Source organism: Pigmentiphaga humi (genome assembly GCF_900606115.1).
GTDB lineage: Bacteria > Pseudomonadota > Gammaproteobacteria > Burkholderiales > Burkholderiaceae_B > Pigmentiphaga > Pigmentiphaga humi.
The window spans coordinates 1-8,452 of sequence record NZ_UWPJ01000038.1 but is presented as its reverse complement, the minus strand read 5'-3'; the positions used below and the strand labels follow the sequence as shown (position 1 = coordinate 8,452).

The window sequence follows — 8,452 nt, the reverse complement described above, 5'->3', positions numbered from 1 at the left end:
GCCCCCTCCCCCGCCCGAGCCCAAGGCGGAGCAAGAGAATCCCGACATCGCCATCGAGCAAGAGCGCAAGCGCCGCGAGGCCGAGCGCCAGGCCGCCGAACGCGAAGCCGAACGCAAGAAGGCCGAACAGCGCAAGCTCGAGGAACAGAAGCTTGCCCAGCAGCGCGAACAGGACAAGAAAGAGGCAGAGAAGAAAGAAGCCGATCGCAAGAAGGCCGAGCAGCTCGCGGCCGAGAAAAAGGCGGCGGAGAAGAAGGTTGCCGATAAAGCGGCGGCGGACAAGGCAGCCGCCGACAAAGCCGCAGCCGAGAAAAAAGCCGCCGCCGAACAAAAGGCCCAGGCCGAACGCGATCGCAAACTGCGCGAAGCCTTCCGCAACGACACCGCGCGCGCCGCCGGCCTGGAGGGCGGGCGCGAAGGCGGCACCGCCAACCGCAACCAGGCCGGCGGTGGCGGCGGCGACCCCGGCTATGCCAATCTGGTACGCGCTTGCATCAAACCCGGAGTCATTTATAGTGCAACAGGTAGTCCCGCCGATGGGAACCCTACCGCCGTCTTCCGGGTCCAGTTGCTACCGACCGGCGAGCAGGCAGGCGCGCCGCGCCTGGTCCGCTCTTCCGGCGTGGCGGCATTCGACCGTGCCGTCGAAACGGGTATCCGGCGCTGCGATCCCTTCCCGCGGCCGGCTTCCGGCCGGTACGACTCCACCATAGACGTTCAATATCGGATGTTCGACTGATGACATTTGCCCATATCGCTTCCTCCTCTCCCTCCCACCTGTCCGGCGGGCTGCGCGCGGGCAGCCGGATCGGACGGCGGCTGGCGCACGGCGCCGCGGCGCTGGCCGCGACGGCATTCGTCCTCGGTTCGGCGCCTGCCCACGCACAGCTCACCGTGCAGATTTCCGGCGCCGGCGCCAACCAATACCCGATCGCCGTCGCCAATTTCGAATCGGCCGATCCGCAAGGCCGTTCCGTGGCCGACATCATCCGCGCCGACCTGAACCGCACCGGGCTGTTCCGCCTGATCGACACCGGCGACACTCCGCTGTCGGAATCGGCGGTGATCGGCTTCGCCGCCTGGAAGACGCGCGGCGCCGATTCGCTGGCCGTCGGCAGCGTGCAGCGCAGGAACGACCGCTACGACGTGCGCTACCGCCTGGTCGATACCGTGCAGCAATCGCAGATGGATGGCGTGGCGTTCTCGTCCGGCTCCAACGAAATGCGCCGCACCGCGCACCAGATCGCCGACCGCATCTACGAGAAGCTGACCGGCGACCGTGGCATTTTCGCAACGCGCATCGCCTATGTGCTCAAGCGCGACAACATCTACGAACTGCAGATCGCCGACGCCGACGGCCAGAACGCCCAGACCGCGCTGCGTTCGCGCGAGCCCATCATCTCGCCCTCGTGGTCGCCCGACGGCACCCGGCTGGCCTATGTGAGCTTCGAGTCCAAGAAACCGGTGGTGTATGTGCACACTATCACCACGGGGCAACGCGTGCCGGTAGCGAACTTCAAGGGCAACAACAGCGCGCCGGCCTGGTCGCCGGACGGCAACCGGCTCGCGGTGGTGCTGACGCGCGACGGCCTGTCTCAGATCTACATGCTCAACGCCGACGGTTCGGGCCTGCGCCGGCTGACCCAGTCGCCGGGCATCGACACCGAGCCGACCTTCACGCCGGACGGCCGCGCCCTCCTGTTCACCAGCGACCGCGGCGGCAGCCCGCAAATCTACCGGTTGAGCCTGGACAACAATCAAGTCGAGCGCGTTACGTTTAAAGGGAACTACAATATCTCTCCCCAGTTGTCGCCTGATGGCAAAACCTTGCTGTACATCACCCGCCGCTCCGGCTTCCAAATAGCCTCGCTAGACCTCGCCACCGGAAATGAGCTTCTCCTCACCAACGGCGGCAGGGACGAATCCCCCAGCTTCGCACCCAACGGAAAGATGATTCTGTATGCAACATCGCAATCCGGCCGCGGTGTGCTGGCTGCGGTTTCGAGCGACGGCCGCGTCACCCAGACACTGTCGGTGCTCAACGGCGACGTGCGCGAACCCACCTGGGGACCTTTCCTGAACTATTGACCATCCGGAATGGGCCAATGCTGTCGCGGACTCGCACCGTTGTCACTTCTTGCAACGCAGCACCGCGTGGCCCATGTGACACTTGAGACTCACGTTTCCGCCTAGTCATCATCTTTCCCTAACCCCACCATCGTCCTCGAAACCCCAAGGAAAAATCATGTCTACTCGTGCATTCAAAATGTTCGTCGTAGCGAGCGTTGTCGCGGTAGTCTCGGCGTGCAGCAGCCCCGTCAAGCTCGATGAGAGCCAGAACGTCCCGGTCGAAGACCGTTCCGGCCAGATGTCCGGCAACGGTGCCAACCCCAACGGCGTGGCCCGCGTCGACACCACCCAGCAAGGCCTGGATCCGCTGAACGATCCCAAGGGCGTGCTGGCCCAGCGCTCGGTCTACTTCGACTTCGACAGCTACGTCGTCAAAGACCAATACCGCACGCTGGTCGAGAACCATGCCCGCTTCCTGAACAACAACCGCAACCGCAAGATCGTGATCGAAGGCAACACCGACGACGTCGGCAGCAGCGAGTACAACCTCGCCCTGGGCCAGCGCCGCTCGGAAGCCGTGCGCCGCATGATGGTCTTGCTGGGCGTGAGCGACGACCAGGTCGAAGCCATCAGCTACGGCAAGGAAAAGCCCAAGGCTACCGGCAACGACGAATCCGCGCGCGCCGAAAACCGCCGCGCGGACATCGCCTACCGCTAAGCCCAGCACCAAGGACCTTCGCCCATGACGCTCCGCACCTCCCGCCTCCGCCTGCTGGCAGCCACGTTCTGCCTCGGAGCCAGCCTCTCGGCCGGCTCCGCCCATGCGGCCTTGTTTTCCGACGACGAGGCGCGCCAGGCCATCATCGACCTGCGCCAGGAGGTGCGCGAGCGCGCCGATCAGCAAAGCCGCAAGGTGGCCGACGATCTGGCCCAGAGCCAGCGCAGCCAGCTCCAGCTGGCCTCGCAGATCGAGCAGTTGCAGCAGGAAATCGCCCGCCTGCGCGGTCAGATCGAGATCCTGACCAAACAGGTGGCCGACACCCAGCAGGCCCAGAAAGACGTCTACCTGGACGTCGATACGCGCCTGAAACGCATCGAGCCGCAAACGGCTTCCATCGACGGCCAGGAGGCCACCGTCGGCGCGGACGAAAAACGCTCCTACGACGCGGCCATCGACCTGTTCCGCAACGGCAACTATGCCGACGCCATCCCTGCGCTGTCGGCGTTCGTGCGCCAGTATCCGCAAAGCCCCTACGCGCCCGCCGCCCAGTTCTACATCGGCAGCAGCCACTACGCGCTCAAGGACTACAAGGCCGCCATCGCCCAGCAGCAGACGCTGGTCAAGAACTACCCCACCAACGTCCGCGCCCCCGACGCGCTGCTCGTCATCGCGGGCAGCCAGGTCGAACTCAACGACCGGCGCGCCGCGCGCTCCACGCTGGAACGCATCGTGCGCGACTACCCGGGCGTGCCGGCGGCGCAAACCGCCAAAGACCGCCTGGAACTGCTGAAATAGCCGGCGCCGGGACCGTAGGCGAAGCGTCTGGGTAAATGCCTTGGGCTGCGGCATGATGGACGCTGCGGATGGGTTGACCAGGGCATGCTCAAATTGACAGATATTGCAATCCTGGTCATAATCTTTGGCTTCGGGTCGTTAGCTCAGTTGGTAGAGCAGCGGACTTTTAATCCGTTGGTCGCGAGTTCGAGTCTCGCACGACCCACCAACGAACAAAAAGCAGAGCCCATCTACAAGAGCTTTGCAATATTCCTCCTGAGCCTTCGCATCGCGAAGGCTTTTTGTTTTCTGCGAACCGACGCCATACCAGGCCTGCTTGTGATTCAATTACCGCAGGACGGCGCGATGCCGAATGCAACGGATTAGCCTGTTGTGGAAAACAATACCGTAGGGATCGATGCGGCGTCCGCGCCCTCATGGTCCGCACAGGAACTGGCTGCGGCCACCTATCGATTGGCCATACAGTCGGCGCCCTGCGGCATGTTCATGGCCGATGCGCAGGGTACGTTCACTATGGTCAATGCGGCCTACGAGCGCCTGTGCGGCTATCCGGCCGAACAACTGATCGGCAAGCTGCGATTCGAGGCGCTGCACGACCCGGCCGAACTGGCCATGCGCCGGGAAGAACTGATCGCGCCGCCCGTGCGCAACGCCATCGAATTGGCCGGCACGCCGTTCACCGCCGACCAGGGCATGGAGACCGACTGGACTTACCTGCGCAGCAACGGCAGTCCGGTCGCGGTCACGCTGGCGCTCACGCGCCTGGCCGATCACGCAGGCCTGACCGTCGGCTACGTCGGCATGGCCTTCGACCATGTTTCGCGCAAGGGCGTCCAGCTCTGGCATCTGCTGCACCACGACCCGCTCACCGGCCTGCCCAACCAGGACCTGCTCGAAGAACGCCTGGAAACCACGCTGCAACGCTCCCGCAGCACCCATGAGCCGGTTCTGCTGGTGCTGCTCGAACTGGACAACCTGCGCAAGCTGCGCGACACCCTGGGCCAGCCGGCTGCCGATACCGCGCTCAAGCAAGTCGCTGCCCGGCTGAAAAGGCTGTGCGGCGACAACCACATGCTCGGACTGATGCACAACACGCTATTCGGCATGGTCTCGAGCGGACGCAATACGCTGCCCGCCGATTTCGGCGCGACGCTGTTGGCCGAGGTGTCCCGCCCTATCCCTTTCGAAGCCACGATGCTGCACTTGAGCGCCAGCATCGGCGTCAGTTCGTTCCCGGCCGCCGGCAGCGATCCACGCGCACTGGTGCAGCGCGCCCTGCTGGCCCTCAATGCCGCCAGCCGGGCCGGCGGCGGCATCATGCGCCATTTCGATTTCGGCCTGCAGGCGCAATCGGTGCGGCGCAACCACCTCGAAGTCCTGCTGCGCGAAGCGGTCCAGGCGCAACGCTTCACGCTGGCCTACCAACCGCAGATCGAGCTTCGCAGCGGCCGCATCACGCGCGCCGAAACCCTGCTGCGCTGGCGGCACCCCAAGCTCGGCACCGTCGGCCCCAGCGAATTCGTCCCGGTGGCGGAAGACCTCGGCCTGATGAATGAGCTGGGCTCGTGGGTACTCGAGGCAGCCTGTCAGCAGGCGGCACTTTTTCTTGCCAAGTTCGGCAACTCGCCCTCCCTGGCGATCAACATCTCGCCGACGCAGCTGCGCGACCGCAAACTGTACGGCCTCGTCGCCAGCGCCCTGGAGCGCTGGAACGTGCCGCCCTCGTGCATCGAACTGGAGATCACCGAAGGGCTGCTGCTCGAGAACACCCGCCAGGTCATCGACACCTTGCAGAACCTGCGCAAACTGGGCGTGGAAATCGCCATCGACGATTTCGGCACGGGCTATTCCAGCTTCGCCTATCTGGCTCACTTCCCGGTGGATCGCATCAAGATCGACCAGGCGCTGGTGCGCGCGATCTCGTCGGTCAAGAACGGCGACGCCATCATAGGCGCCATCATCAACATGGCGCATGCCCTGGACATCAAGGTCACCGCCGAAGGCGTGGAAACCGCCGCGCATGCGCGGCGGCTGGCCGAGCTGGGCTGCGACGAAGCACAGGGCTACTGGTTCTCCCGGCCATTGACGGCACAGGCGCTGGAAAACGCGCTGACGCCGTTCTCGTGGGAAGAGAACCCGCCGCCTTGATTCAGTCCGGCTCCTTCTTGGGGCCCAGGTGCTGCGCAAGAGTCTGCGCCGGCGCGGGCTCGCAGGCCGCCGGGTACGCGCCGTGCGAGGCCAGCGGCGGCTCGGACCGCATCGGCGAGCGGCCTGCCGGCAACGCGCCGAGCGGCGTCCATTGCGGATCCGGGATCTCGGTGAATACCTGGCGCAGGCGCGCACCCCATGACGAATGGATCATGCGGAAGTACTCGTTCTCATGATCGATCAGCGCAAACTTGGTGATCCGCAGGCTGTCCTTCTCGTAGACCATCAGATCCAGCGGCAGGCCGACCGAGACATTGGAGCGCAGCGTCGAGTCCATCGAAATCAGCGCGCATTTCGCGGCTTCGTCCAGCGGCATGGCGGGCGTCAGCACCCTGTCCAGGATGGGCTTGCCGTACTTGGCTTCGCCGATCTGGAAGTAAGGGCTCATGGTCGAAGCCTCGATGAAGTTACCCGCCGCATAGATCTGGAACAGCCGCATGCACTGCCCGTGGATCTGGCCGCCCAGCAGGAAGCTGCAATTGAATTCGATATTGAAATCGTGCAGCGCCTCGACGTGCATCTTGTAGACCTCGCGCGCGGCCCGCCCTACCAGCCGCGCGGCCTCGAACATATTGGGCACGTTCCACGGCGTCGGGTGTTCCGGATCGGTCGGCTCGGACAGCAATTGCACCACCGATTGCGTCAGCGCCAGGTTGCCCGCCGTCAGCAGCACCAGGACGCGCTCGCCCGGCTGCTCGAACACCGTCATCTTGCGGAAAGTGCTCACATGGTCCACTCCCGCATTCGTACGCGTATCCGACAGGAACACCAGGCCTCGGTCCACCCGCATCGCCACACAATAAGTCATACTGGTTTTCCGCTCTTCATTTCGTGCCCACACTCGCCCACGGCAGGGCGTCCCTGGACACGCAGGCAAGCGGCGTGCCCGGCGGCCTCGCCGCGCAGCCCGGACAGAAGGCCTGGCCGGCCGAGCAGGTATGGCCACGCGTCGCGGCAAAGCAGGTCATCCATATCAATCTGGATATGATTGATAAGATAATTTCATATTCTTTTGTATACCTCGAAGACTACAATGCCTGCCAGCGCCGCCGCGCATCGATCACCCCTTTCATCCGTCGAGGTTCCCTCCATGTCGTACGCATTCCAGCCCGAACCCATCACCACGCTCCCCGTCGTCGGCAGCGACGAGCTGTTCCCGGTGCGCCGCGTCTACTGCGTCGGCCGCAACTACGCCGCCCACGCCCGCGAAATGGGCTTCGACCCCGACCGCGAACCGCCGTTCTTCTTCTGCAAGCCGGCCAACGCCGTGGTTGCCGTTCCCTACGGCACCACCTATGACCTGCCCTACCCGCCCGAGACCTCGAACTTCCACTACGAGATCGAACTGGTGGCCGCCATCGGCAAGTCCGGCGCCAACATCCCGGTCGAACAAGCGCTCGAATACGTCTGGGGCTACGCCGTCGGCCTGGACATGACCCGCCGCGACCTGCAGATCAAGATGCGCGAAGTCGGCCGTCCGTGGGAACTGGGCAAGGCCTTCGACTTCAGCGCTCCCACCGCCCCGCTGCACAAGGCCGCCGAAGTCTCGGACATCGAAAAAGCCGATCTCTGGCTCAAGGTCAACGGCCAGGACAAGCAGCGCAGCAACATCGACAAGCTGATCTGGTCCATCGCCGAAACCGTCTCCTACCTGTCCAATTACTTCACCCTGGAACCGGGCGACCTGATTTTCACCGGCACCCCGGAAGGCGTGGGTCCGGTGGTCAAGGGCGACCTGATGGAAGGCGGCGTAGCCGGCCTGGGCGAGCTGAAAGTGCGCGTGGTCTGAAGCGGAACGGCGCCATGGAACTCTACAGTTTCTTCAACAGCTCGACCTCGTACCGCGTACGGATCGCCCTGGCGCTCAAGGGCCTGGCCTACGAGTACCACGGCGTCAACATCCGCGTGCTCGAACACCGCGCGGCGGACTACGTGGCCAAGAACCCCTCGGCCAACGTCCCGCTGCTGGTGGACGGCGACGTGCAGCTGGGCCAGTCGATCGCCATCATCGACTACCTCGACGCCAGGCATCCCGCCGTGCGCCTCATCCCGCAGGATCCCGTACAGCGCGCGCGCGTGCTCGAACTGTCGCTGGCCATCGCCTGCGACATCCATCCGGTCAACAACCTGCGCATCCTGAAATACCTCACCGATGTGCTGAAAGTCACCGACGAGCAGAAACAGGCCTGGTACGTCCACTGGATCGCCGACGGCTTCGCCGCGGTCGAACGCCTGCTCCAGGCGCACGGCTCCGGCCCCTACTGCTTCGGCGACGCCCCCACCCTCGCCGACTGCAGCCTGATCCCGCAGGTGGCCAACGCCCAGCGCATGGGCTGCGACACCTCGGCGTACCCACGCCTGATGGCCGTATACGAGCATTGCCAGAAACAGCCGGCGTTCCAGCAGGCCGCCCCCGCCAAACAACCGGACTTCCAGCCCCCGCCTACCCGCTGAAGCGCCCTCCGCCAGCCAGGGTCATCCCGTTTATATCGCTTAGCCTAGGCCGTTTAGGCGCCGGGCGCCGCGGCGGAAACGGGGCATCCGGAGCCGCCGCCGAAGCGGGGTTGGACGGGGAAGCAAGGGCGCAGCTGTTCGAGCGCGGCATTCGACACAGTCCGGGGGACTGTCCCCGCGCGAGTTCTGCGCCCGCCCCGGCCG

8 protein-coding genes and 1 tRNA gene are annotated in these 8,452 nt (G+C 64.8%); 8 read left to right on the top strand and 1 reads right to left on the bottom strand.

Features of this window, described 5'->3' with window-relative positions; all coding sequences use genetic code 11:
• The 6 genes from tolA to PIGHUM_RS21630 all read left to right on the top strand — a co-directional run.
• On the top strand, positions 1 to 739 hold a 739-nt coding region (gene tolA, locus PIGHUM_RS21655), incomplete at its 5' end, for a cell envelope integrity protein TolA (RefSeq protein ID WP_124081800.1).
• 38 nt (positions 740 to 777) lie between these two features.
• Positions 778 to 2,088, top strand: a complete 1,311-nt coding sequence (gene tolB, locus PIGHUM_RS21650) for a Tol-Pal system beta propeller repeat protein TolB (RefSeq protein ID WP_425466748.1) — start codon at positions 778 to 780, stop codon at positions 2,086 to 2,088.
• 157 nt (positions 2,089 to 2,245) lie between these two features.
• Entirely contained in the window at positions 2,246 to 2,788 is a 543-nt protein-coding gene (gene pal / locus PIGHUM_RS21645; RefSeq protein ID WP_124081798.1) for a peptidoglycan-associated lipoprotein Pal, read from the top strand.
• A gap of 24 nt (positions 2,789 to 2,812) precedes the next feature.
• On the top strand, positions 2,813 to 3,586 hold the full coding sequence (gene ybgF / locus PIGHUM_RS21640) for a tol-pal system protein YbgF (protein ID WP_124081797.1): 774 nt from the start codon (positions 2,813 to 2,815) through the stop codon (positions 3,584 to 3,586).
• 132 nt (positions 3,587 to 3,718) lie between these two features.
• Positions 3,719 to 3,794 (top strand) — tRNA-Lys (locus PIGHUM_RS21635).
• Positions 3,795 to 3,958: 164 nt separating this feature from the next.
• The gene (locus tag PIGHUM_RS21630; protein ID WP_124081796.1) at positions 3,959 to 5,734 is read left to right on the top strand and encodes a putative bifunctional diguanylate cyclase/phosphodiesterase; all 1,776 of its coding nucleotides are present in this window, start codon (positions 3,959 to 3,961) and stop codon (positions 5,732 to 5,734) included.
• Between the two features lies 1 nt (position 5,735).
• Here the strand turns inward: PIGHUM_RS21630 and PIGHUM_RS21625 are convergent, their stop codons facing one another.
• Positions 5,736 to 6,602, bottom strand: coding sequence for a proteasome-type protease (locus PIGHUM_RS21625; RefSeq protein ID WP_246013424.1), 867 nt, complete (start codon positions 6,600 to 6,602; stop codon positions 5,736 to 5,738).
• Between the two features lie 282 nt (positions 6,603 to 6,884).
• Between PIGHUM_RS21625 and PIGHUM_RS21620 the strand changes: the two genes are divergently transcribed.
• Positions 6,885 to 7,583: a fumarylacetoacetate hydrolase family protein gene (locus tag PIGHUM_RS21620; RefSeq protein ID WP_124081795.1), complete on the top strand. Its 699-nt coding sequence runs from the start codon at positions 6,885 to 6,887 to the stop codon at positions 7,581 to 7,583.
• 14 nt (positions 7,584 to 7,597) lie between these two features.
• Positions 7,598 to 8,248: a maleylacetoacetate isomerase gene (maiA, locus tag PIGHUM_RS21615; protein WP_124081794.1), complete on the top strand. Its 651-nt coding sequence runs from the start codon at positions 7,598 to 7,600 to the stop codon at positions 8,246 to 8,248.
• Positions 8,249 to 8,452: the final 204 nt, after the last annotated feature.

What these genes read in the sequence shown, in the direction of transcription:
- maiA (WP_124081794.1), top strand. Translation starts at nt 7,598, where the DNA reads ATGGAACTCTACAGTTTCTTCAACAGCTCGACCTCGTACCGCGTACGG.
- pal (WP_124081798.1), top strand. Translation starts at nt 2,246, where the DNA reads ATGTCTACTCGTGCATTCAAAATGTTCGTCGTAGCGAGCGTTGTCGCG.
- PIGHUM_RS21620 (WP_124081795.1), top strand. Translation starts at nt 6,885, where the DNA reads ATGTCGTACGCATTCCAGCCCGAACCCATCACCACGCTCCCCGTCGTC.
- PIGHUM_RS21625 (WP_246013424.1), bottom strand. Translation starts at nt 6,602, where the DNA reads ATGACTTATTGTGTGGCGATGCGGGTGGACCGAGGCCTGGTGTTCCTG.
- ybgF (WP_124081797.1), top strand. Translation starts at nt 2,813, where the DNA reads ATGACGCTCCGCACCTCCCGCCTCCGCCTGCTGGCAGCCACGTTCTGC.